At 71.4% G+C, this 21,790-nt stretch carries 23 protein-coding genes; 19 read left to right on the forward strand and 4 right to left on the reverse strand.

The window, feature by feature from the left end; genetic code table 11:
* Nucleotides 1-428: 428 nt before the first annotated feature.
* Nucleotides 429-1,430, forward strand: coding sequence for a 30S ribosomal protein S2 (rpsB, locus tag ACE3QY_RS13190; protein ID WP_374456482.1), 1,002 nt, complete (start codon nucleotides 429-431; stop codon nucleotides 1,428-1,430).
* A 112-nt stretch (nucleotides 1,431-1,542) separates the two neighbouring features.
* Nucleotides 1,543-2,355: a translation elongation factor Ts gene (tsf, locus tag ACE3QY_RS13195; protein WP_374456483.1), complete on the forward strand. Its 813-nt coding sequence runs from the start codon at nucleotides 1,543-1,545 to the stop codon at nucleotides 2,353-2,355.
* A 77-nt stretch (nucleotides 2,356-2,432) separates the two neighbouring features.
* On the opposite strand, the gene ACE3QY_RS13200 is transcribed toward tsf, so the two are convergent.
* Nucleotides 2,433-2,981, reverse strand: coding sequence for a hypothetical protein (locus ACE3QY_RS13200; protein WP_374456484.1), 549 nt, complete (start codon nucleotides 2,979-2,981; stop codon nucleotides 2,433-2,435).
* An 82-nt stretch (nucleotides 2,982-3,063) separates the two neighbouring features.
* On the opposite strand from ACE3QY_RS13200, the gene pyrH reads away from it, so the two are divergent.
* From pyrH to ACE3QY_RS13240, 8 genes are all read left to right on the forward strand, one after another.
* Nucleotides 3,064-3,786, forward strand: a complete 723-nt coding sequence (pyrH, locus tag ACE3QY_RS13205; RefSeq protein WP_374456788.1) for a UMP kinase — start codon at nucleotides 3,064-3,066, stop codon at nucleotides 3,784-3,786.
* A 65-nt stretch (nucleotides 3,787-3,851) separates the two neighbouring features.
* Nucleotides 3,852-4,406: a ribosome recycling factor gene (gene frr / locus ACE3QY_RS13210; protein ID WP_374456789.1), complete on the forward strand. Its 555-nt coding sequence runs from the start codon at nucleotides 3,852-3,854 to the stop codon at nucleotides 4,404-4,406.
* Between the two features lie 10 nt (nucleotides 4,407-4,416).
* The gene (locus ACE3QY_RS13215) at nucleotides 4,417-5,316 is read left to right on the forward strand and encodes a phosphatidate cytidylyltransferase (protein ID WP_374456485.1); all 900 of its coding nucleotides are present in this window, start codon (nucleotides 4,417-4,419) and stop codon (nucleotides 5,314-5,316) included.
* A 1-nt stretch (nucleotide 5,317) separates the two neighbouring features.
* Nucleotides 5,318-6,094, forward strand: coding sequence for an NAD(P)-dependent oxidoreductase (locus tag ACE3QY_RS13220; protein WP_374456486.1), 777 nt, complete (start codon nucleotides 5,318-5,320; stop codon nucleotides 6,092-6,094).
* Complete coding sequence (locus tag ACE3QY_RS13225; protein ID WP_374456487.1) at nucleotides 6,091-6,594, forward strand: histidine phosphatase family protein; 504 nt, start codon at nucleotides 6,091-6,093, stop codon at nucleotides 6,592-6,594. Before ACE3QY_RS13220 ends, ACE3QY_RS13225 begins: the two co-directional genes overlap by 4 nt.
* 219 nt (nucleotides 6,595-6,813) lie before the next feature.
* Complete coding sequence (locus ACE3QY_RS13230) at nucleotides 6,814-7,161, forward strand: hypothetical protein (RefSeq protein WP_374456488.1); 348 nt, start codon at nucleotides 6,814-6,816, stop codon at nucleotides 7,159-7,161.
* A 46-nt stretch (nucleotides 7,162-7,207) separates the two neighbouring features.
* Nucleotides 7,208-8,341 carry a 23S rRNA (adenine(2503)-C(2))-methyltransferase RlmN gene (rlmN, locus tag ACE3QY_RS13235; protein ID WP_374456489.1) on the forward strand — a complete coding sequence of 378 codons (1,134 nt, stop codon included), beginning with the start codon at nucleotides 7,208-7,210 and terminating at the stop codon, nucleotides 8,339-8,341.
* A gap of 103 nt (nucleotides 8,342-8,444) precedes the next feature.
* A complete protein-coding gene (locus ACE3QY_RS13240; RefSeq protein WP_374456490.1) occupies nucleotides 8,445-9,656 on the forward strand; it encodes a glycosyltransferase family 4 protein in 1,212 nt (403 codons plus the stop codon).
* Here the strand turns inward: ACE3QY_RS13240 and ACE3QY_RS13245 are convergent.
* A complete protein-coding gene (locus ACE3QY_RS13245) occupies nucleotides 9,634-10,743 on the reverse strand; it encodes an LOG family protein (RefSeq protein WP_374456491.1) in 1,110 nt (369 codons plus the stop codon). The two genes, ACE3QY_RS13240 and ACE3QY_RS13245, sit on opposite strands and share 23 nt — an antisense overlap.
* Before the next feature lie 67 nt (nucleotides 10,744-10,810).
* Between ACE3QY_RS13245 and ACE3QY_RS13250 the strand changes: the two genes are divergently transcribed.
* A complete protein-coding gene (locus ACE3QY_RS13250) occupies nucleotides 10,811-11,398 on the forward strand; it encodes a GNAT family N-acetyltransferase (RefSeq protein WP_374456492.1) in 588 nt (195 codons plus the stop codon).
* 10 nt (nucleotides 11,399-11,408) lie between these two features.
* Here the strand turns inward: ACE3QY_RS13250 and ACE3QY_RS13255 are convergent, their stop codons facing one another.
* Nucleotides 11,409-12,290: a serine protein kinase RIO gene (locus ACE3QY_RS13255; protein WP_374456493.1), complete on the reverse strand. Its 882-nt coding sequence runs from the start codon at nucleotides 12,288-12,290 to the stop codon at nucleotides 11,409-11,411.
* Nucleotides 12,291-12,497: 207 nt separating this feature from the next.
* On the opposite strand from ACE3QY_RS13255, the gene ACE3QY_RS13260 reads away from it, so the two are divergent.
* The 8 genes from ACE3QY_RS13260 (at nucleotide 12,498) to ACE3QY_RS13295 (ending at nucleotide 20,473) form a co-directional block, all read left to right on the forward strand.
* Nucleotides 12,498-13,958 (forward strand): M1 family metallopeptidase, encoded by a 1,461-nt coding sequence (locus ACE3QY_RS13260; RefSeq protein ID WP_374456494.1) that lies wholly within the window; start codon nucleotides 12,498-12,500, stop codon nucleotides 13,956-13,958.
* Nucleotides 13,958-14,548 (forward strand): AMP-binding protein, encoded by a 591-nt coding sequence (locus tag ACE3QY_RS13265; protein WP_374456495.1) that lies wholly within the window; start codon nucleotides 13,958-13,960, stop codon nucleotides 14,546-14,548. The genes ACE3QY_RS13260 and ACE3QY_RS13265 overlap by 1 nt, the downstream gene beginning before the upstream one ends.
* A gap of 32 nt (nucleotides 14,549-14,580) precedes the next feature.
* Nucleotides 14,581-15,666, forward strand: a complete 1,086-nt coding sequence (gene dxr, locus ACE3QY_RS13270) for a 1-deoxy-D-xylulose-5-phosphate reductoisomerase (RefSeq protein ID WP_374456496.1) — start codon at nucleotides 14,581-14,583, stop codon at nucleotides 15,664-15,666.
* Nucleotides 15,667-15,693: 27 nt separating this feature from the next.
* The gene (locus tag ACE3QY_RS13275; RefSeq protein WP_374456497.1) at nucleotides 15,694-17,040 is read left to right on the forward strand and encodes an RIP metalloprotease; all 1,347 of its coding nucleotides are present in this window, start codon (nucleotides 15,694-15,696) and stop codon (nucleotides 17,038-17,040) included.
* A gap of 208 nt (nucleotides 17,041-17,248) precedes the next feature.
* A complete protein-coding gene (gene ispG / locus ACE3QY_RS13280) occupies nucleotides 17,249-18,397 on the forward strand; it encodes a flavodoxin-dependent (E)-4-hydroxy-3-methylbut-2-enyl-diphosphate synthase (RefSeq protein WP_374456498.1) in 1,149 nt (382 codons plus the stop codon).
* A 76-nt stretch (nucleotides 18,398-18,473) separates the two neighbouring features.
* Complete coding sequence (locus tag ACE3QY_RS13285) at nucleotides 18,474-19,325, forward strand: GNAT family N-acetyltransferase (RefSeq protein WP_374456499.1); 852 nt, start codon at nucleotides 18,474-18,476, stop codon at nucleotides 19,323-19,325.
* 195 nt (nucleotides 19,326-19,520) lie between these two features.
* Nucleotides 19,521-20,018 carry an RNA polymerase sigma factor gene (locus ACE3QY_RS13290; RefSeq protein WP_374456500.1) on the forward strand — a complete coding sequence of 166 codons (498 nt, stop codon included), beginning with the start codon at nucleotides 19,521-19,523 and terminating at the stop codon, nucleotides 20,016-20,018.
* Complete coding sequence (locus ACE3QY_RS13295) at nucleotides 20,015-20,473, forward strand: hypothetical protein (protein ID WP_374456501.1); 459 nt, start codon at nucleotides 20,015-20,017, stop codon at nucleotides 20,471-20,473. Before ACE3QY_RS13290 ends, ACE3QY_RS13295 begins: the two co-directional genes overlap by 4 nt.
* Nucleotides 20,474-20,478: 5 nt before the next feature.
* Here the strand turns inward: ACE3QY_RS13295 and ACE3QY_RS13300 are convergent, their stop codons facing one another.
* Nucleotides 20,479-21,750, reverse strand: coding sequence for a S8 family serine peptidase (locus tag ACE3QY_RS13300; RefSeq protein WP_374456502.1), 1,272 nt, complete (start codon nucleotides 21,748-21,750; stop codon nucleotides 20,479-20,481).
* Nucleotides 21,751-21,790 lie beyond the last annotated feature (40 nt).

Consider the following 21,790-nt stretch of genomic DNA (forward strand, 5'->3'; position numbering starts at 1 on the left):
AGGTCCGGGCCGCCCGGCGACCCACGGCGGGCGGGCCTGTGGACGACCGCTCCGCCACACGGGGTGTGGACGCCTCGCGGCCCCGGATCCACGCTCAGCCCACGCTCGACCGGGGTAGCGCCCAGCGATTCGCCCCGCGCGGAGGCTCTGGCCTACGATGTGCGGAGCAGTCCACCCGGACTGACTTCGCACGCTCGCTGACCGCGGCGGAATGCTCCTCGGTTCCGCACCGCCCGTGGGCGTCGGCCCTCAGTTCCGCACCAGCTCCGATCTGTCGGAGTGGGCGTGGATCGGACCGGCGCGTGAGCGTCAGGGCACCCGGCACCCGCCGGGCGCAGCAACTGAAAACAACAGGAGTCACGCTCCCGGCACGGCCTGGTTCAAGGTCGGGCACATCGGTGAGCGCCTCCGCGAAAACAGGAGAACCCATGGCAGTCGTCACCATGCGCCAGCTGCTCGAGAGCGGCGTCCACTTCGGTCACCAGACCCGTCGCTGGAACCCCAAGATGAAGCGCTTCATCATGACCGAGCGCAACGGCATCTACATCATCGACCTGCAGCAGTCGCTGGCCTACATCGACCGCTCGTACGCCTTCGTCAAGGAGACCGTCGCCAAGGGCGGCGTCATCATGTTCGTCGGCACCAAGAAGCAGGCCCAGGAGGCCATCGCCGAGCAGGCCACCCGCGTCGGCATGCCCTACGTCAACCAGCGCTGGCTCGGCGGCATGCTCACCAACTTCTCGACCGTGCACCAGCGGATCAACCGCCTCAAGGAGCTCGACGAGATCGACTTCGAGAACGTCGCCGGCTCGGGTCGCACCAAGAAGGAGCTCCTGCAGATGAAGCGGGAGCGCGACAAGCTCGACAAGACCCTCGGCGGCATCCGCGAGATGTCCAAGGTCCCCTCCGCGGTGTGGATCGTCGACACCAACAAGGAGCACCTGGCCGTCGAGGAGGCGCGCAAGCTGCGGATCCCGATCATCGGCATCCTCGACTCCAACTGCGACCCCGACGTCGTCGACTTCCCGATCCCGGGCAACGACGACGCCATCCGCGCCGTCGGCCTGCTGACCCGCGTGGTCGCCGACGCCGTGGCCGAGGGCCTCATCGCCCGCTCCGGCGCGAAGGCCGGCGACGCTGACGAGACCGTCGGCGCCGAGGAGCCGCTGGCCGAGTGGGAGCGCGAGCTCCTCCAGGGCGACGCCGACCAGGCCGCTGCCGCCGCCACTGGCGACGCCGCTGCCGAGACCCCGGCCTCCGAGGCCACGGGTGCCGCGTCCGAGGCCCCGCAGGCCGAGGCCGCCGCCGATGCTGCGACCGAGGCTCCGGCCGCCGAGTCGACCGACGCCGCGACCGAGGCCCCCGCCGAGGCCGAGGCTGCCACCGACGCTGCCGAGGCCCCCGCCGAGGCCGAGGCCAAGCAGGACTGATCGCCCGACGCCGGTCGCTCGCCCTCGCGGCGGGCGACCGGCGGACGCGCGTCACGTCCCACCCACCCCCTGGCTCTGCCGAGCCAGCCCCCTGAGTCAAGGAAGAAGGACCATGGCCAACTTCACCGCCGCCGACGTCAAGAAGCTCCGTGAGCTCACCCAGGCCGGGATGATGGACTGCAAGAAGGCGCTGACCGAGACGGACGGCGACTTCGACAAGGCTGTCGAGCTGCTCCGCGTCAAGGGTGCCGCCAAGGCCGCCGCCCGCGGTGCCGAGCGCGAGACCGCCGCCGGCCTCGTCGCCACCGCCGGCAACGCGCTGGTCGAGCTCAAGAGCGAGACCGACTTCGTCGCCAAGAACGACGACTTCATCGCCAAGGCGCAGCAGATCGCCGAGGTCGCCAACACCGTCAAGGCTGCCGACACCGCCGCCCTCAAGGCCGCCGAGCTCGACGGCAAGACCGTCGGCGAGGTCGTCGAGGACCTGGCCATCACCATCGGCGAGAAGATCGAGCTGGGCGACGTCGCCTACTTCGAGGGCAACACCGTCACCTACATGCACAAGCGTGCCGCCGACCTGCCGCCCGCCGTGGGCGTGCTCGTCGAGTTCGAGGGTGACGAGACCGCTGCCCGTGGCGCCGCGATGCAGATCGCCGCGATGAAGGCGCAGTACCTCACCCGCGACGAGGTCCCGGCCGACGTCGTCGAGTCCGAGCGCTCCATCGCCGAGCAGAAGACCCGCGAGGAGGGCAAGCCCGAGCAGGCGATCGCCAAGATCGTCGAGGGTCGCCTCGGTGGCTTCTTCAAGGAGATCGTCCTGCTGGAGCAGGAGTCGGTCACCGAGTCCAAGAAGTCGGTCAAGGCCGTCCTGGACGAGGCCGGCACCACCGTGAAGCGGTTCGCCCGCTTCGAGGTCGGCGCCTGAGCCACGCCTCACCCGCAGCACAGCCCGGGGCCCGTACGACGACGTCGTACGGGCTCCGGCGCATTTCTGCCCTCGGGTCAGGTGCCCTCGCCGCGAGCCACCCGGTGCCAGTAGGCAGCGATCTCGCTGCCCTCGCGCACCAGGGCCTCGGGCGACTCGGGCGCGGGCCAGAGCTGGAGGAGGTAGCGGTCGGGGGCCTGCTCGTCCTCGTCGGTCGTGTCGACCTCGCGTCCCGCGTCCATCCCGGCCGCGCAGTAGCGCGCCCGGTGCCACCCGGCGCGCGGCACCGTCGCGGTATAGTCGTCCTCGAAGGTCTGCAGGTCGAGCGCCGGTCCGAGGAGCTGCCACGACACCTCGACGGCGTCGGTCCACACGTCGTCGAGCGGCGGCTCCTCCTCGTCCCAGGTCACCGTCAGGGGCACGTCACCGGTGTGCAGGCCCGTCATCAGCGAGAGCTGGTGGGGGACGCGCGCACCGGCCAGCCCGACCGTCTGACCCCGGCTCGCCTGCACCGGGTCGCCGTCGAACTCCCCGGTCTCAGTCGGGGCGCCGTCGGCGTCGTCGGCCAGGGAGAACACGTGGATGAAGCCGTAGTGGACGGACACCTGTTCGTCGAAGATGATCACCGGCCCACCCTAGGGATCGGCCGGTTCGTCGGGGCCTCCCCGTTCCGGTAGGTTTCTCGGGACCACCAAGCCGTGTGAAGGGATCCCAGTGACGGCCTACAACCGTGTCCTCCTCAAGCTCTCGGGTGAAGTGTTCGGCGGGGGTGAGGTGGGGCTCGACCTCGACGTCATCAATGCGCTGGCGAGCGAGGTCGCCGAGGTCGCCAAGTCGGGCGTGCAGATCGCGATCGTGGTCGGCGGCGGCAACTTCTTCCGCGGGGCCGAGCTCCAGCAGCGCGGCATGGAGCGCGCCCGTGCCGACTACATGGGCATGCTCGGCACCGTCATGAACTGCCTGGCCCTCCAGGACCTGATCGAGAAGCACGGCGTCGAGACCCGCGTCCAGACCGCGATCACCATGGGCCAGGTCGCCGAGCCCTATATCCCGCGCCGCGCCATCCGGCACATGGAGAAGGGCCGCGTCGTCATCTTCGGCGCCGGCGCCGGCATGCCGTTCTTCTCGACCGACACCGTCGCGGCCCAGCGTGCGCTCGAGACCCGCTGCGAGGTGATCCTGATGGGCAAGCAGGGCGTCGACGGGGTCTACGACTCCGACCCCAAGACCAACCCCGACGCGGTGAAGTTCGACCACCTCACCTACGACGAGTACCTCGCCCGCGACCTCAAGGTCGCCGACGCCACCGGCATCGCCATGGCGCGCGACAACAAGATGGACATCGTGTTCTTCAACCTCTCCACCCCGGGCACCATCGGGCGTGCCGTGCGGGGTGAGAGGATTGGCACGCTGGTGAGCAGCACGGCCTGACCCGGCCCGCCGACCAGGTCCGGCGACCCCAGCACCCCGACGTACGACGAGAGAGAGCAACCGTGATCAACGACGTCATGAACGATGCCGACGCCAAGATGGGCAAGTCCGTGGAGGCGACCCGCGAGGAGTTCGCCGCGATCCGGGCCGGCCGCGCCAACCCGGCGATGTTCGCCAAGATCACGGCCGACTACTACGGCACCCAGACCCCGCTGCAGCAGCTGGCGAGCTTCACCTCCCAGGACGCCCGCACGATCCTGATCCAGCCCTTCGACATCGGGGCGATGGGCAACATCGAGCGGGCGATCCGCGACTCCGACCTCGGCGTGAACCCCGCCAACGACGGGAAGGTGCTGCGCTGCGTGTTCCCGGAGCTGACCGAGGAGCGCCGCAAGGAGTTCATCAAGCTCGCCAAGGCGAAGGCCGAGGACGGACGGGTGTCGGTGCGCAACGTGCGCCGCACCGCCAAGCAGGCGCTGGAGAAGCTCGAGAAGGACGGCGAGGTCGGCAAGGACGACGTCACCGGTGCCGAGAAGCGCCTCGACGCGGTCACCAAGACCCACACCGACAAGATCGACGAGCTGCTCAAGCACAAGGAAGCCGAGCTGCTCGAGGTCTGAGCGTCCCTCCATGACGACCCCTGACAGTCCGGCGGCGCCGGAGGCCCCCCAGCCCGCGCAGAAGGACCATGGCCGCGCCGGCCGGGACCTGCCGGCCGCCATCACCTCGGCGGTGGTGCTGGTCGCGGCGATCCTGCTCTCGCTCTTCTTCTGGAAGACCGCGTTCATGGGCATCGTCGCCGCGGCGGTGGCCGTCGCGGTGTGGGAGCTGCACCGTGGCCTGTCGGCCAAGGACATCGACATCCCCGAGCAGCCGCTGATGCTCGGCGGCGTCGTGATGGTCGTCGTCGCCTACTTCTGGGGAGCCCCGGCGCTCGTCACCGCGACCGCGGTGACGGCGCTGGTGATCATGCTGTGGCTGCTGCGCCGCGGGGTGGCGGGCTACGTCAAGAACGCCACCGCTTCGGTGTTCACGCTCGTCTACGTCCCGTTCCTCGCCTCGTTCGTGGCGCTGCTGCTGGGCGAGGGCGGCACCAACCCGGCGTTCGGGCTGGACCTCGACGACCACGGCGTGCGCGGCGTCATCACGTTCATCGCCATCACCGTCGCCTCCGACACGGGCGGCTACGTCGCCGGGGTGCTCTTCGGCAAGCACCCGATGGCCCCCGTGATCTCCCCGAAGAAGTCCTGGGAGGGCTTCGCCGGGTCCGTGGTCGCCACCATCGCGGTCGGCGTCTGGCTGGTCACCTCCTTCCTGGGCGGCGACTGGTGGGTCGGCGTCGTCCTCGGCGTCATCGCGGCCGTGATGGCCACCCTCGGCGACCTGTGCGAGTCGGTGATCAAGCGCGACCTCGGCATCAAGGACATGAGCCAGGTGATTCCCGGCCACGGCGGCCTGATGGACCGGCTCGACTCGCTGCTCGCCACGGTGGCGCCGATCTGGCTGGTCCTCTACTACCTGGTCTTCTGACGTGCGGATCCTCGTCACGGGTGGCCGGACCGGCTACCTCGGCCGCCACGTCGTCGCCGCGGCCGCGGGACACGAGGTGGTCGCCGTCGGCTCGGCCGACTGTGACGTCCGCGACCGCGCCGCGGTCGACGAGCTGCTCGCGACGCACCGGCCCGACGCCGTGATCCACACGGCCTACGTCCAGTCCGATTGGGCCGTCACCGCCACGGGAGCCGCCCACGTCGCCCTCGCCGCGCAGGCGTACGGCGCACGGCTCGTGCTGGTGTCGAGCGACGTCGTCTTCTCGGGTGTGGCCATCCACTACGACGAGTCGATGCCGCCCGACCCCATCACGGCCTATGGCGGCGCGAAGGCGGCCGCGGAGACGACGGCGCTGGCCGTGTGCCCCGACGTCGTCGTCGCCCGCACCTCGCTGATCCTCGGTGACGGCGCCTCGCAGCACGAAGAGCTCGTGCACGCCCTCGCCGGGGGAGCCGACGGCGCCCTGTTCGACGACGAGGGACGCTGCCCGGTCCACGTCGGCGACCTCGCCGCCGCTCTCGTCGAGCTCGCGCAGGGCGACCACCGCGGCGTGCTGCACGTCGCGGGTGCCGAAGCCATGAGTCGGCTCGAGCTCGGCCGCCTCATCGCCCGCCGTGACGGCCTGGACCCCGCCGTGCTGCGGGGCACCAGCCGGGCCGGCCTCCCCGGCCCGGTCGACGTACGCCTCGACTCCTCGCAGGCCGGCCGCCTGCTCACGACGCGGCTGCGCGGCGCGCGTGAGTTCCTGGCGCCATGACCCTCCACCTCGTCCGGCACGGACGCCCCGCCATCACCCCGGGCACGCCCGCTGCGACGTGGGACCTCGACCCGGCGTCGTACGACGACGTGTGGGCGCTCCGCGACCGGCTTCCGGCCAGGGCCGCGTGGTTCACCTCCCCGGAGCCCAAGGCGGTGCAGACCGCACAGCTGTTGACCGACGGCGACGTCGGCGTGCTGCCCGACCTGCGCGAGCACGAGCGGTCGGGGGAGTGGGTCGAGGACTTCCCGGGCGCCGTGCGCCGCGCCTTCGAGCACCCGGACCGGCCCGCGCTCGACGGGTGGGAGCCGCTGGACGCCTGCCGCGAGCGGGTCGTCCGCGCCGTGCGCCGGGTGCTCGACGTGCACGCCGGGGAGGACGTCGTCCTCGTCGGGCACGGCACCGCCTGGACGCTCGTGGCGGCCGACCTGACCGGACAGCCGCCGGACCTCGACCGCTGGGCGGCGCTGGCGATGCCCGACCTCATCACCGTCGACTGAACCCCCGGCAGCTGACAGTCGCTCGGTGTTGCGTCGCGGCGCGCCCGGGAGTGCAGGAGGAGCGGCAAAGCCGGAGGAGCGGAGCGGGGGAGGGTGCGGGCGCGACGACGAACGAGCGGGTTACGAGCGCCGCGACACGCGCCGAAGCGGAGCGGAGGCGCCAAACAAACACCGCGTGCCGGGGGCGGGGTCGGCGGTCGGACGGCCTACGCTGGGAGGGTGGAGACGGAACAGGTCGACCAGGTCGAGGACCAGCGTGACCGCAGCTTCGAGTGGTGGCACCACAGCCACCCGACGTTCGCCGGCATCACGGGCTTCTTCGCCGGCATGCTCTACGTCACCGCCGTGCCGGGTGCCTTCGTCGGCATCCTGCGCCTGCTCTTCAGCTACGAGACGGCCGAGAAGCTCTTCCCCTTCGTGCTCATCGCCCTGGCGCTGCCGATCGCGATGCTGGTCAAGCGCAAGACGCGTCGTTTCGCGCAGTTCATGTTCGTCGGCATGATCGTGACCGCGATGGTCGTCCTGGGTGTGGCCTCGCTGGTGCTCTACTTCATGGTCGACGCCTGATCCGCTGAATCGCCCGAGCGACCGTCCGGATGGGACAATCGCCGTGATGTCCGATCCCACGCACGAGCCGATCAAGACCCTGCCCCTCGTCCTGAGCGAGCCCCGTGGCCGCAAGAAGCCGCCGCGGCACCTCGCCGACCTCGACGAGCCCGGTCGCAAGGCGCTGCTCGAGGAGATGGGTCTGCCCGGCTTCCGCGCCAAGCAGCTCTCCACCCACTACTTCTCCCGCCTGGTCGACGACCCGGCCCAGATGACCGACCTGCCGGGCGGCCAGCGCGACGACCTCGTCTCGGCGCTGCTGCCCGAGCTGATGACGCCGCTGCGGACCATGGAGGCCGACAAGGGCACCACCCGCAAGACCCTGTGGAAGCTCTTCGACGGCGCCCTCGTCGAGTCGGTGCTGATGCGCTACCCCGACCGCGCCACGATGTGCGTCTCCAGCCAGGCCGGCTGTGGCATGGCCTGCCCCTTCTGCGCCACCGGCATGGGCGGCCTCCAGCGCAACATGTCGACCGCCGAGATCGTCGAGCAGGTCGTCGCCGGTGCGCGGTCGCTCGCCCGCGGGGAGGTCCCCGGCGGGCCCGGCCGGGTCTCCAACGTGGTCTTCATGGGCATGGGGGAGCCGCTGGCCAACTACAAGGCCGTCGTCGGCGCCGTACGCCGCCTCACCGACCCGGCGCCCGCCGGACTCGGGATGAGCGCCCGCGGCGTCACCGTCTCCACCGTCGGGCTGGTCCCGCGGATCCTGCAGCTCGCCGACGAGGGCATCCCCGTCACGCTGGCGCTGAGCCTCCACGCCCCCGACGACGAGCTGCGCAACGAGCTGGTGCCGATCAACACTCGCTTCTCCGTCGCCGAGACCGTCGACGCGGCCCACACCTACTTCGAGAAGACCCACCGTCGCGTCTCCATCGAGTACGCCATGATGCGCGGCATCAACGACCAGGCGCACCGGGCCGACCTGCTCGCCGACGTGCTCAACGAGCGCGGCCACGGCTGGGTGCACGTCAACCTGATCCCGCTGAACCCGATCGAGGGCTCGAAGTGGACCGCCTCCGACCCTGCCGACGAGCGCGAGTTCGTCCGCCGGCTGGAGGCCAAGGGCGTCCCGACGACGGTCCGCGACACCCGCGGCCGCGAGATCGACGGCGCCTGCGGCCAGCTCGCCGCCAAGGAGTAGCCAAGGAGTTGCGGGGGAGCAGAACCGGTCCGTCGGGGACCGTTCACGTGTCGTCTGCCCGGCGCGGGGTGTCCGTTGCGACGCGCTTCCTAGCGTCCGTGGCATGGACCTGCTCGAGAGGCGGCGTCGCAGCCGCACCGTCCCGGCGAACCTCGTCCCCCTCCCCGTCAGCCCGTCCGTCACCCCGCGGCGCCTGCGCGTCCTGGTCGTGACCGAGTCGTTCCTGCCGCAGGTCAACGGCGTGACCAACTCGGTCCGCCGGGTGCTCGAGCACCTGGCCGCGGAGGGCCACGAGGCCGAGCTGGTCGCCCCGACCGGCCCGGCGAGGTACGCCGGCTTCCCGGTCACCCACGCCCGCGGCGCGAGCCTGCCGTTCTACTCCGAGTTCCGCATCGGCCTCGAGACCCGCCGCCGGCTGCGCGCCACCATGGAGCGCTTCCGCCCCGACGTCGTCCACATCGCCTCGCCGGCGACCCTCGGTTACCAGGCCGCGAGGGCCGCCCGCTCGCTCGGGATCCCGACCGTCGCGATCTACCAGACCGACCTCGTCGGCTTCGCGGACCGCTACGCCATCCCGGGCGGCGCACGAGCCATGGAGTCGCTCACCCGCCGGATCCACCTCGGCGTGGACCGGACGCTCGCCCCCTCGAGCGCGAGCATCGAGCAGCTCGACCGTCTCGGCGTCACCGACGTGGCCCGCTGGCCGAGGGGAGTGGACCAGGTGCTCTTCGAGCCGGCGAAGCGCGACGAGGCCCTGCACGCCGGGCTCGCACCGCACGGCGAGCTCCTCGTCGGGTACGTCGGCCGGCTGGCGCCCGAGAAGGAGCTCGAGCTGCTGGCCCACGTCGACCGGCTCCCGGGCGTGCGCCTCGTGCTGGTGGGCGGCGGTCCGGAGGAGGCGCGGCTGAGGGCCCTGCTCCCCGACGCGGCGTTCCTTGGCGTGCTGCACGGCGACGAGCTCGCGCGCGCCTACGCGACGCTCGACGTGTTCGTGCACACAGGCCGCCACGAGACGTACTGCCAGTCCGCCCAGGAGGCGCTCGCGAGCGGCGTGCCGGTCGTCGCGCCCCGCGCCGGCGGGCCGATCGACGTGGTCGACGACACCGTGGCCGGCTACCTCTACGAGCCCGGCGACGCTGCCGAGCTGGTGGCCCACGTCGAGCGGCTGGTCTCCCAGCCGGTGCTGCGGCTGCGCATGTCGCACGCGGCCCGCGCCAGCGTGCGCACCCGGACCTGGCAGGCCGTCAACGAGCTGCTGGTGAGCCACTACCGCGACGTGTGCGCCCCCGCGGTCAGCCGTCGTCGCGCCGGTTGACCACCGGGTCCACCACGGCGTGCACGACCTCCACGGCCTCGTCGATGCTGTCGACGAGGTGGATGTGGGGCTCCATCGGGCGGCCGCGGGCGAGGGCCTCCAGCAGCGGCCACGCGGGGAGCTCCTCGGTCCAGTGGCGACGGCCCACGAGCACCATCGGTGCGACGGCGGTCTCGTCGGCGTAGTAGTTCTCGCACGCGTCCTGGAAGACCTCCTGGACCGTGCCGCCGGCGCCGGGCAGGAAGACGATGCCGGCGTCGCAGACCTCGAGCAGCACCGCCTCCCGGGGCGCGTTGCGGAAGAACTTGGCGATGGCGGTGGCGAAGACGTTGGGGGGCTCGTGGCCGTAGTGCCAGGTGGGGATGCCCAGCGACTCCCGGCCGGCTCGACCGACCCGGTCGACCACGTCGAAGCCCGCCCGCGCCCACGCACCGACGTCGGGCCGGAACGACGGCACCCCGGCGACCGCCGCCAGTGCGTCGTCGAGGCCGTCGGGGACGAACGCCCCCAGGTTCGCCGCCTCCATGGCACCCGGCCCGCCCCCGGTCGCGACGGTGAGTCGCCCGCCGAGCGCGTGCCCGAGGCGGGCGGCGTCGGCGTAGCCCTCGGTCCCGCGGTCGAGGGCATGCCCGCCCATCACGCCGACGACGGCGCGCCCCGCGACCCATCCCTCGAGCGCCTCGTCGACGTGGTGGTCGTGCAGCGCCTGCGCGAGGGCGTCCTCGTGGTCGCGGCGGCTGCGCGACCAGGCGTACGCCCGCGCGTCGAGGCTGTCGGCGTAGCGCCGGGTGTCGTAGAGCTCCTGCGGGGAGTAGAGGCTCGAGCGGTAGGGGTCGACCGGGATGCCGGGGATCTCGTGCAGCACCACGCCGCCCGCGCGGCGTACGGCCTCGTCGTCACCGTCAGCGAACTCGCAGCCGAGGAAGAGCGACTGCGCCAGCGAACGCTCCAGCAGGGCCGGTCCCCGGGCGGTGAGGTCCAGGCCGAGCACCCGCCAGCCGGCGAGCGAGCGGGCGCCGGCGGCCAGCCGCCGGTCGAGGTCGGCGAGCGTGGTGATGTCGAGGACACGTCCGCGGGAGTGCTTCACCCGGCCAACCTAGAGGGCTGGGCGAACAGGTCGCCGAACGTCCGCAACCGCTCCTAGGCTGCCGGGCATGAGGCACACGATCGACGGCCACGAGGTCGTCGCCCTGACGCCGGACACCTGGCACCTGTTCGCGGGCCTCGCGGACCGCAAGGGACTCTTCAGCAGCTGCTGGTGCGTGCACTTCCACTGCCACCCCGACCCGCCGGAGCGCGAGGAGATGGGCAACCAGGCGTTCAAGCAGAAGCTGGTCGACGACGGGATCGCGCACGCCGCGCTCGTCGTCGAGGACGACCGCGCGGTCGCTTGGGCGGAGTACGGCACCGTGGCCGAGCTGCCCAACATCCACCACCGCAAGCAGTGGGAGGCCGAGACCGAGCAGCCGCCGGACTACCGGATCACCTGCCTGTTCGTCGCCAAGGACCGGCGCCGCTCGGGCCTCGCCGAGGTCGCGGTGAAGGGCGCGCTCGCGCTGATCGCCGAGGCCGGCGGGGGCCGTGTGGAGTCCTATCCCCACGACCTCCCGCCGGACAAGAAGACGTCCGCCTCGTGGCTCTACAACGCCACCCGGACGATGTACGAGCGCATCGGCTTCACCTACGTCCGCCCCAAGGGCCAGGGCAACTGCGTGATGGTGCTGGACGTGCCACCCGCCTGATCCGCCCGTCTCAGAACGCGTGGGCCATGAGGTCGGCGAACAGGTCCTGCTCGTCGACCTCGAGCCCGCGCGAGCGGAACCAGGCGCACATGTTGGCGCAGTCGCGCAGCAGGAAGTCCATGCCCTGCGGGTTGCCCACCAGGTCCACGACCTGCGGCAGGTCGATGATGACCAGCCGCTCGCCGGCGGCGAGGGTGTTGTACGGCGACAGGTCGCCGTGCACGATCCCCGCCTGGACCATCGTGGCCAAGGCGTCGCGCAGCTGCTCGTAGAAGCCCTCCACGACGGACCGCTCGGGCCTGACCTGGGCCACCCGCGGAGCCGTCTCCCCGTCCCAGGTGATCCACTCCATCATGATCTCGGTGTCGTCGATCTGGACCGGGTAGGGGACCGGCAGGCCGAGCTCCCAGCACCGGCGCAGCGCGTTCCACTCCGAGATCGCCCACTCGCCGGCGGCGACCTGGCGGCCCCAGGTGGACTTCCGCTTCAGCGCGCGCTCGTCGCGCGAGCGCTTCATCGAGCGGCCCTCGGTGTAGGCGGCCGCGCGGTGGAAGGTGCGGTGGTCGGTGTCGCGGTAGCGCTTGGCCGCCATGACCACCGCGGTCTCGGGTCGGTGCGGGTCCTCGCGCTCGACGAGGAAGACGTCGGCCTCCTTGCCGGTCTTCAGGACGCCGAGCTCGGTGTCGATGGCTCCGCTCGAGGTGACGACCCAGTCGGGACGCGGCTCAGGACCCTTCATCAGGGCCTCGAGGTCCTCCCAGCGGGACCATCGTTGACCTGCGCCGAGCTCGTCGGCGTAGGTGTCGTAGGTGAAGACGAACGACTCGTCGATGCCCTCGAGGGGCGAACGGTCGTCAGGCCGGAGGAAGTCCTCCGGAAATGTGTGAGTCAACGGTGCTCCGTGTGTGCGAAAGGTGGTCGGCGGGCAGGCCGAGGACAGTGATGGACATGTCACGGCTCCTTTCGGACGGGGCACCGGAGCGGGAGCAGCACCCGGTGTGGCGGAACGCCGGGACCATGGTCGGCGACGGTCCGGACGCGGCGCAACCGAATTCCCGGGCAAGCCCGAGCGGTGACCGGCACGCGCTAGGTTCGGGTGGTGACCACGCGAGCTGTCTCCCGGCCCCTGATCTCCACCGCCCTCTGCGCGACCCTGGCCGTCGCGCTGACGAGTGCCACGGCGATCGGCCCCGCCACCAGCATCGCGACCGCTGAGGCGCCGGCGGCCGCCGCCGACGGGGCGGCCGGCATCGGGGACGCCTACTGGCCGCTCGACGGCAACGGCGGCATCGACGTGGCCCGCTACGAGATCGCCAACCGCTACGCCTTCGACACCAAGCGGCTCGCCGGGCGCACCCGCGTCGAGCTGACGGCCACGACCGACCTCAGCAGCTTCTCCCTCGACTTCCTCCTCGACGTCGACAAGGTCACCGTCGACGGCGAGAAGGCCGCCTTCACCAGGTCCGACGGCGGCCACGAGCTGCGCATCACACCGGCCGCCCCGCTGACCGCGGGCAGCAGGCACGCCGTCGTGGTGACGTACGCCGACAAGCCCGGGAAGTACGCCTACGCCGGCGAGCGCAACTGGCTCGCCGACGCCCACGAGGTCGTGACCATGAACGAGCCGCACATGGCGCCGTGGTGGTTCCCCGCCAACGACCACCCGCTCGACAAGGCGATCGTCGACGTGAAGATCCGGGTGCCCAACGGTCGCGAGGTGGTCTCCAACGGCAAGCTGCGCGGCCGCACGGTCGGGAAGGCGGCCACGACCTGGCACTGGCGCGCCGACGAGCCGATGGCCCCCTACCTCGCCTTCTTCGCCGCCGGCGACTTCACCCTCGCCCAGGGCAAGCACCGCGGCCTGCCGTGGCTGGTCGCGGTGTCGGAGGGCCTGAGCGCCAACGACCAGAAGGCCAGCATGCGGCTGATGAAGCGCACCCCCGCCGTCGTCGCGTGGCTCGAGAAGGACCTCGGCGACTACCCGTTCTCCGTCGTCGGCGGTCTGACGACCTCGCTCGACCCCGGCTTCGCGCTGGAGAACCAGACCCGCCCGACCTACCCCGCCGTCGGCGGCAGCTACACCAGCCTGGTCGTGCACGAGCTCGCCCACCAGTGGTTCGGCGACGACATCGCCGTGCAGCAGTGGCGCGACATCTGGCTCAACGAGGGCTTCGCCAGCTTCATGGAGTGGCGCTACAGCGAGACCCACGGCGAGCGCAGCGGCAAGGCGATCCTGAAGTCCTACTACGACACCATGGCGGCGGGCTCGGAGTTCTGGAAGGTCACCGTCGCCGACCCCGGCGCCGACAAGGTCTTCGACGGGGCCATCTACGGCCGCGGCGCGATGACGCTGCAGGCGCTGCGCAACCGCGTCGGCGACGACACGTTCTGGCGGATCCTCCGCACCTGGATCCACGAGCAGCGCGGCGGCAACGGCGCCACCGAGGAGTTCGAGGAGGTCGCGGGCAGGGTCAGCGGCCAGGACCTCCGCGGGTTCTTCACCGCGTGGCTGCGGACCCCGTCCAAGCCCGCCGCGACCGCGGACAACGGCCTGGCCTGATGGCGGAGGTCACCTGGTTCCGGCCGCCCAGCGGCGACGACCCCGGCACCCTCAACGCCTGCTACAACGCCCTCGACCTCCACGTCATCCGCGGGCGGGCCGACGACATCGCGCTGTCCCTCGACGGCGGCGGCCGCACCTACGCCTGGCTGCTGACCGAGGTGGCGGCCTGCGCCGGCGTGCTGCGGGCCTTCGGCATCGGGGTGGGGGACCGGGTCGTGCTCGGCTCGCTGCCCGCGGAGTCCGGCGTGGTCGCGGTCCTCGCCGTGGCCCGGGTCGGTGCGGTGGCGGCGTACGACAACTCGCCCGGCGCGGAGGGCCACGTGCAGGTCCGGAGCGTCGATGACGCGGCCGTGTTCACCGTCGACGGCGAGGACCTGCCCTGGGACGTCGCGATGCGTGCCGGTCGCACGGACCCCGCCCCGTCCGCCGACGTGCCGGGAGACGCGATCCTCTCGCGCCACGGCGACGACGAGCTCTCGGTCCTGGCCGCCGTCGGCGCGTCGGACGACCAGGAGCTGCCCGTCCCGGCCGGAGCGGGCGTGGTGGAGGTCGGCGGCGTGCGGTTGTGGTCGTTCGACACGCCGTAGGGCGTGGGACGGCACCTGACACACTGGCGCCCGTGAGTGCGCGCGACATCGTCATCCTCGGCTCGACCGGCTCCATCGGCACCCAGGCCCTCGACCTCGTCCGCGCCCACCCCGACCGGTTCCGCGTGGTCGGGCTCACGGCCGGCGGGTCCAACCCCGAGCTGTTCGAGGCGCAGGTCGCGGAGTTCGCCCCGGCGTTCTCCGGGCTGGGGGAGGAGGCCTCGACCGAGGCCGCGGGCCGCGCGTGCGACGTCGTGCTCAACGGCATCACCGGCGCGGTCGGGCTGCGGCCCACGCTGGCCGCGCTCGACGCCGGCAACACGCTCGCGCTGGCCAACAAGGAGTCGCTGATCATCGGCGGCCCGCTGGTAAGGGAGCGCGCGCGACCGGGCCAGATCGTGCCCGTGGACTCCGAGCACAGCGCCATCGCGCAGAGCCTGCGGGCGGGCTCGGCCGCGGAGGTACGCCGCCTGGTCCTGACCGCGTCCGGCGGGCCGTTCCGCGGGCGGAGCGCCGCCGAGCTGGCCGACGTCACCCCCGAGCAGGCCTTGGCGCACCCGAACTTCGCGATGGGGCGGGTGATCACCACCAACTCCGCGACGCTGGTCAACAAGGGCCTCGAGGTGATCGAGGCGCACCTGCTCTTCGACATCCCCTTCGACCGCATCGACGTCGTCGTCCACCCGCAGCAGCTGATCCACTCGATGGTCGAGTTCGTCGACGGGGCCGTGGTCGCCCAGCTCGGCCTGCCGACGATGCTGGTGCCCATCGCGCTCGGCATGGGCTGGCCTGACCGGGTGCCCGACGCGGAGACCCCGATCGACTGGACGCAGGCCTCGGACTGGCGCTTCGAGCCGCTCGACGACGACGTCTTCCCGGCCGTGACCCTCGCCCGGGCGGCGGGGGAGCGCGGCGGCACGGCCGCGGCGGTCTACAACGCGGCCAACGAGGTCGCGGTCGACGCCTTCCACGAGGGCCGACTGCGGTTCACCGACATCGTGGCCACGATTTCACGGGTCCTGGACCTCCACGACGTACCATCGAGGGAGCACTTCACCGTGGACGACGTCCTCGCCGCCGACGCCTGGGCGCGCGCGGAGGCGTCGGCCCTCATCTGACGCCGCACCCGAGAAGGATCCCCCTGCATGACCGCCCTGCTCTACACCCTGGGCGTCGTCACGTTCGTCGTGGCGATCCTGGCGTCGATCGGCCTCCACGAGTTCGGCCACCTCATCCCGGCCAAGAAGTTCGGGTGCAAGGTGCCGCAGTGGTTCATCGGCTTCGGGCCGACCGTGTGGAGCAAGCAGATCGGCGAGACCGAGTACGGCGTCAAGGCGATCCCGCTCGGCGGCTACGTCAAGATCGTCGGGATGCTGCCCCCGGGCGCCGAGAGCCTCGTCGAGGAGACGACGTACGACGAGGACGGGGAGCCGGTGCACAAGGTGCGCCGCTCCAACACCGGCCTGTTCACGCAGCTGATCTCCGACGCCCGCGCCGCGGAGTGGGAGTACGTCAAGCAGCACGACACCGACCGGCTCTTCTACCGCCTGCCGTGGTGGAAGAAGGTGATCGTCATGGCGGGCGGCCCGATGGTCAACATCGCCATCGCCTTCTCGCTGTTCGTGATCCTCTTCGCGACCTACGGCAACCCGCGCGACCAGGTCGTCGAGCCGACGGTCGCCGCGGTGCCCGAGTGCGTGATCCCGGCCGCCGAGGAGCGCACCGCCTGCCGCTCCACCGACCCCGCGACGCCGGCCCTCGAGGCGGGCATCGAGCCCGGTGACGAGATCGTCAGCTTCAACGGCACGCCGTTCGAGGACTGGGAGTCCTTCCAGGCGCTGATCCGCGCCAACGCCGACGGCGACGCGGTGATCGAGGTGCGGCGCGACGGCGAGCTGCTGACGCTGGAGACCAACACGACCGTCACCCTGCGCCAGACCTCGCTCGAGGACGAGACCCTCACCGAGGTCGGCTTCCTCGGCGTCCAGCCCGAGACCCACCTGGCGACCGGCGGCCCGATCTACACCGCGATCCAGATGGAGTCGATGACCGTCGAGACGGTCAAGGCGCTCGGCCAGCTGCCGGTGAAGGTCTACGAGGTCGGGCGAGCCATCGTCGGGCTCGAGGAGCGTGCCGCCGACAGCCCGGTGTCCATCGTCGGCGGTGGCCGGTTCGCCGGCGAGGCCGCGTCCAGCGACGCGTTCCCGCTCGTCGACAAGCTGGTGACGCTGCTCTTCCTGATCGCGAGCTTCAACTTCTTCATCGGCATGTTCAACTTCGTGCCGCTGCTCCCGCTCGACGGCGGCCACATCGCCGGCGCGCTCTACGAAGGCCTCAAGCGCGGCATCGCCCGCCTCCGCGGCCGCCCGGACCCCGGCCACGTCGACGTCGCCAAGCTGCTCCCCGTGGCGTACGTCGTGGGGCTCGCGATGCTGGTGATGGGCGTGGTGCTGATCGTCGCCGACCTCGTGGTGCCCCTCCACCTCAGCTGAGCTCCTGGTGCGCCGCTGAGCGGTGGTGGAGGGGGATTCCGAGGGCGCAAGATCCTCCTCGGCCACCGCTGGATCGCGTGTCGGCGTTGGCGCGCCGGTTGGGCGGTGTTCCACGGGCAAACGGCGCCGGTGGAATCCTCCTCCACCACCGCCCAGCGGCACTCCCGCCGGCGCGGGGATCCGACGACCCGGCCCGTACGATGACGCCATGACGTCCGTCGGCCTCGGCATGCCCGCCCTCCCGCCCCCCGTCCTGGCCCCCCGCCGCAAGACCCGCCAGATCAAGGTCGGCTCCGTGGGCGTCGGCAGCGACTCGCCGATCTCAGTCCAGTCGATGACCACGACCCTGACCTCCGACGTCAACGCCACGCTGCAGCAGATCGCCGAGCTCACCGCCACCGGCTGCGACATCGTGCGCGTGGCGTGCCCGAGCCAGGACGACGCCGACGCGCTGCCGGAGATCGCGCAGCACTCCCAGATCCCGGTGATCGCCGACATCCACTTCCAGCCGAAGTACGTCTTCGCGGCCATCGACGCCGGCTGCGCGGCCGTCCGGGTCAACCCGGGCAACATCCGCAAGTTCGACGACCAGGTCAAGGAGATCGCCAAGGCCGCCAAGGACCGCGGCACCTCGATCCGGATCGGCGTCAACGCCGGCTCGCTCGACAAGCGGCTGCTCGAGAAGTACGGCAAGGCCACGCCCGAGGCGCTCGTCGAGTCCGCCGTGTGGGAGGCCAGCCTCTTCGAGGAGCACGACTTCCACGACTTCAAGATCTCGGTCAAGCACAACGACCCGGTCGTCATGGTGCGGGCCTACGAGCTGCTCGCCGAGGCCGGCGACTGGCCGCTGCACCTCGGTGTCACCGAGGCCGGCCCCGCCTTCCAGGGCACCATCAAGTCCGCGGTCGCCTTCGGTCACCTGCTGTCGCAGGGCATCGGCGACACCATCCGGGTCTCGCTGTCCGCGCCCCCGGTCGAGGAGGTCAAGGTCGGCCTCCAGATCCTGGAGTCGCTCAACCTCAAGCCGCGCCGGCTCGAGATCGTCTCCTGCCCGTCCTGTGGCCGCGCCCAGGTCGACGTCTACAAGCTCGCCGAGGAGGTCACCGCCGGCCTCGACGGGCTCGAGGTGCCGCTGCGCGTCGCCGTCATGGGCTGCGTCGTCAACGGCCCCGGCGAGGCCCGCGAGGCCGACCTCGGCGTCGCCTCCGGCAACGGCAAGGGCCAGATCTTCGTCAAGGGCGAGGTCGTCAAGACCGTGCCCGAGTCGCAGATCGTGGAGACCCTCATCGAGGAGGCCATGCGCATCGCCGAGGGCATGGAGCTTGGAGAGGGAGCACCTCAGGTCAGCGTCAGCTGACCGAGGTGCTCCTTCTCCTGAGCACGAAGAATCACTAAAGAGCCTTTCGGGAGGTTGTCCTGAGTAGGCTCCCAGCGTGCTGAGGACTCGCGAGCAGGTGCGTGTGCTGGGCCCGGGCGACCGGGACCAGTTCATCGCGCTCGCCGAGCAGGACCCGGTGGTCAACGTGTTCGCCGACTACCGCGCCCGCCTCACCAACCTCGACGAGCGCTGGCTCGGCGGCCAGGTGTGGGGCCGGTTCGTCGGCGAGGAGCTGGTCGCGGGCTGCCACCTCGGCGCCAACCTCGTCCCCGTCCAGTGCACGCCCGACGACGTGCTCGCGTTCGCCGACGTCGCGCTGCGCCGCCGGAGCACGGTCGGCACCATCGTCGGCCCCTACGACGTCGTCGCGTCCCTCTGGGACGCCCTCGAGCCGCGCTGGCAGCGACCGCGGGAGTTCCGGGCGCGGCAGCCGCACCTCGAGATGGGCCAGGTGCCCTCGATGCCGGGCGACCCCGACGTGCGCGTCACCACGCCGCGCGACCTCGAGCAGCTCTACCCGGCGTGCGTGGCGATGTACACCGAGGAGGTCGGCGTCTCCCCCGAGAGCGACGCAGGCGGCGGCGACCTCTACCGCGCCCGCGTGCAGCAGCTGATCGGGCGCGGGTGGTCGATGGCGAGCTTCGACGACCACGGCGTGGTGTTCAAGGCCGAGGTCGCCTGCGTGACGCCGTACGCCGCCCAGGTGCAGGGCGTGTGGGTCCGTCCCGACCGGCGGGGGCAGGGGCTCGCGGCGGCCGGCATGGCTGCCGTCGTCTCGCACGTGATCGGCTCCGGGGTCGCCCCGGTGGTCTCCCTCTACGTCAACGAGTGGAACGCGCCGGCGCGCGCGACGTACGCCCGCGTGGGGTTCGAGCAGACCGCCACGTTCGCCACGCTGATGTTCTGAGCGACTCGTCGGCGCAGAACGCGAGAAAATGTTTGCGCCCGGTGTATCAGCACGTCGGTGACCCCTACCTGAGAGGACATGGGGACAATGGTCACCATGTCAGAACACCGCAGAGCTGAGGGGGAGCTCGACCCGTCACCGTGGGAAACAGCCAGTGGGGCGTTCACGGCGTGGCGTGCAGGGGACGCCGCCGCCGTGGACGATCTGGTCACCGCGATGACACCGGTCCTCTGGCACGTGGTGAGGGCCTACGGACACGACCGCCAGTCGGCCGAAGACGTCATCGCGACGACCTGGCTCGGTTTCGTCCGTCTGCACCAGACCATCAAGGACCCCAGGGCCGTCGCGTCCTGGCTGATCACCTCAGCCAGGCGCGGCGCCGCAGAACATGCCAGGAAGGCACGACGTGCCTCCCCGGTGGAGGACGAGAAGCTCGCCGCAGTGCTCCCCGACGTGGAGTCCGCGGAGGCCCTCGCCGTGCTCGACGACGACGCCGCTCGGTTGTGGCGGGCCGTTGCGAGCGTCGACGAGCGCTGCCGCAAGCTGCTGCGGGTCATCGCCTTCATGGAACGACCCGACTACCAGTCACTCAGCCAGGAGCTCGACATGCCCGTCGGCAGCATCGGACCCACCCGGGCCCGCTGCCTGGCCAAGGTGAGGATCGCACTGACGAACGAAGGAGGGGGACGATGAACGCCTCGGACGACAGCCTGCTCGACGACCTGCGCGAGATGTGGCTCCTCGCCGACCCGCCCCCTCCGGGCCTGACGGCGAGCATGATCGCGACCGTCGCCGCCGCCGACCTCGACCAGGAGTGGGAGCTCCTCGTCCTGGTCCGCGACTCCGCCGACGAGCCGGCGGCCCAGGTGCGGGGGCTCGCCTCCGCCCGCATCCTCTACTTCACCGCCGCCGAGGGCTGGTCGCTCGACGCCGAGATCGACGGCGACCAGGTGCGCGGCCAGCTGCTGGACTTCGACGGAGACATGGGGTCCGTCGAGGTTGCGCTGGAGAGTCGCGACGGCGAGCGCTGGACCTCCGGCCTCGACGAGGTGGGCTTCTTCGCCATCACCGCCGAGGCGAGCGGCGAGGTCCGGTTCACCGTCAGCAACGGCACCGGCTCCGCCAGCAGCCGGTGGATCGAGGTCTGAACCGATCAGACGTAGGGCTGGCGCAGCTCCTTGTGCGGGCCGATGACGGGGTCGGAGTCGTAGACCGCGCGGGACAGCACCGCGTGGCGGGCGTCAGCCGCCGACGATCCGGTCTCGGAGATCTCCCGGGCGATGAGGCCCGCCACGACCGGGGCCGCGAACGACGTACCGCTCCAGCGGGCCATGCCGGTGCTGAACACGCGCACGTCGCCCTTGTTCGGTGTCTCGTGGCACACGAACGTCCCGTCGGGGAACGCGTTGACGAGGTTGCGGCCGAGCGCGTAGACGTCGGCGGAGACGCCGTAGTTGGAGAACTCCGAGATGCGGCCGTCGCGGTCGAGGGAGCCAACGCCGACGCACCACTTGAAGGCGGCCGGCCAGAACGGCGCCGCCCACGAGTCGTTGCCCGCAGCAGCCACGAGTACGCAGTCCTGTCCTCTCATGCGCGTGTTGTAGAAGGTCTCGAAGGCAATGGAGGGCAGGTCGTCACGGGTGCGGCAGCCAGCCGAGAGGTTGATGACCTGAGGGTCGTGGGTCAGCGCCTCCTCGAGCTGCACGACCAGGTCGGACTCGAGGATCCCGCCCCCGCCGACCCCGCCGATGGCGAAGCCCTCCACGAAGATCTCCGTGGCTGGCGCCACGCACCGCACGACCCCCGCGATGAACGTGCCGTGCCCGGCGTACGGCCGCAGGTCCGGACCGTTGAGCTCGTCATCACCCTCGATGTCGTGCATCCACGGCGTCCGCGGGTCGGTGGCGGCCGGCGGGTGCCAGCCGGTGTCGACGACCACGACACTCACGTCGCGGACAGCCTTCTCCTGTGTGGTCTGCGGGGGCCACGGCTCCTTGAGCCCGGTCTCCTCGGGCTCGACGGCAGGGCAGGCGCTGCCGCCGCCGGGTGAGACGTGGACCCAGTGGTCGGGCGACGCGGCCCCGCGGCGCAGGTCACGCTCCTCGAGAAGGTCGAGGATCTCGGGGACCGACTGGCCGCCCGGTCGCTCCGGGAGCAGGTAGCGCACCAGCTCACCGTCCAGGAGTCGTACGTCGTCACGCATGGGCTCGCCGCGGAGGACCCCCTTGTCGAGCCGGGCCACCGCCTCGTCGAACAGGCCGGCGTCCTCGGCGCGAACGAGCACCCGGTCGGGGTGGTAGAGGTAGGTGAAGTCGGCGGGTGCCTCGGTGTCCCACTCGAGCTGCCCGTCGTTCGCCTCCCTGAGGTTCCTCAGCTGGTCCGTGGTGCGCCGCCGTCGGTCGTCGCCGATCTTCCAGTCGCTCATGGCCCGACGCTAGACCGTCAAGCCAGCACTGACGAGAGGA

The organism is Nocardioides sp. (genome assembly GCF_041913365.1).
GTDB lineage: Bacteria > Actinomycetota > Actinomycetes > Propionibacteriales > Nocardioidaceae > Nocardioides.

Bases quoted from the DNA above. Each gene is read 5' to 3' on its own strand.
- rpsB (WP_374456482.1), top strand. From the start codon at position 429: ATGGCAGTCGTCACCATGCGCCAGCTGCTCGAGAGCGGCGTCCACTTC.
- tsf (WP_374456483.1), top strand. From the start codon at position 1,543: ATGGCCAACTTCACCGCCGCCGACGTCAAGAAGCTCCGTGAGCTCACC.
- ACE3QY_RS13215 (WP_374456485.1), top strand. From the start codon at position 4,417: ATGACGACCCCTGACAGTCCGGCGGCGCCGGAGGCCCCCCAGCCCGCG.
- ACE3QY_RS13225 (WP_374456487.1), top strand. From the start codon at position 6,091: ATGACCCTCCACCTCGTCCGGCACGGACGCCCCGCCATCACCCCGGGC.
- rlmN (WP_374456489.1), top strand. From the start codon at position 7,208: ATGTCCGATCCCACGCACGAGCCGATCAAGACCCTGCCCCTCGTCCTG.
- ACE3QY_RS13240 (WP_374456490.1), top strand. From the start codon at position 8,445: ATGGACCTGCTCGAGAGGCGGCGTCGCAGCCGCACCGTCCCGGCGAAC.
- ACE3QY_RS13250 (WP_374456492.1), top strand. From the start codon at position 10,811: ATGAGGCACACGATCGACGGCCACGAGGTCGTCGCCCTGACGCCGGAC.
- ACE3QY_RS13265 (WP_374456495.1), top strand. From the start codon at position 13,958: ATGGCGGAGGTCACCTGGTTCCGGCCGCCCAGCGGCGACGACCCCGGC.
- ACE3QY_RS13275 (WP_374456497.1), top strand. From the start codon at position 15,694: ATGACCGCCCTGCTCTACACCCTGGGCGTCGTCACGTTCGTCGTGGCG.
- ispG (WP_374456498.1), top strand. From the start codon at position 17,249: ATGACGTCCGTCGGCCTCGGCATGCCCGCCCTCCCGCCCCCCGTCCTG.
- ACE3QY_RS13295 (WP_374456501.1), top strand. From the start codon at position 20,015: ATGAACGCCTCGGACGACAGCCTGCTCGACGACCTGCGCGAGATGTGG.
- ACE3QY_RS13300 (WP_374456502.1), bottom strand. From the start codon at position 21,750: ATGAGCGACTGGAAGATCGGCGACGACCGACGGCGGCGCACCACGGAC.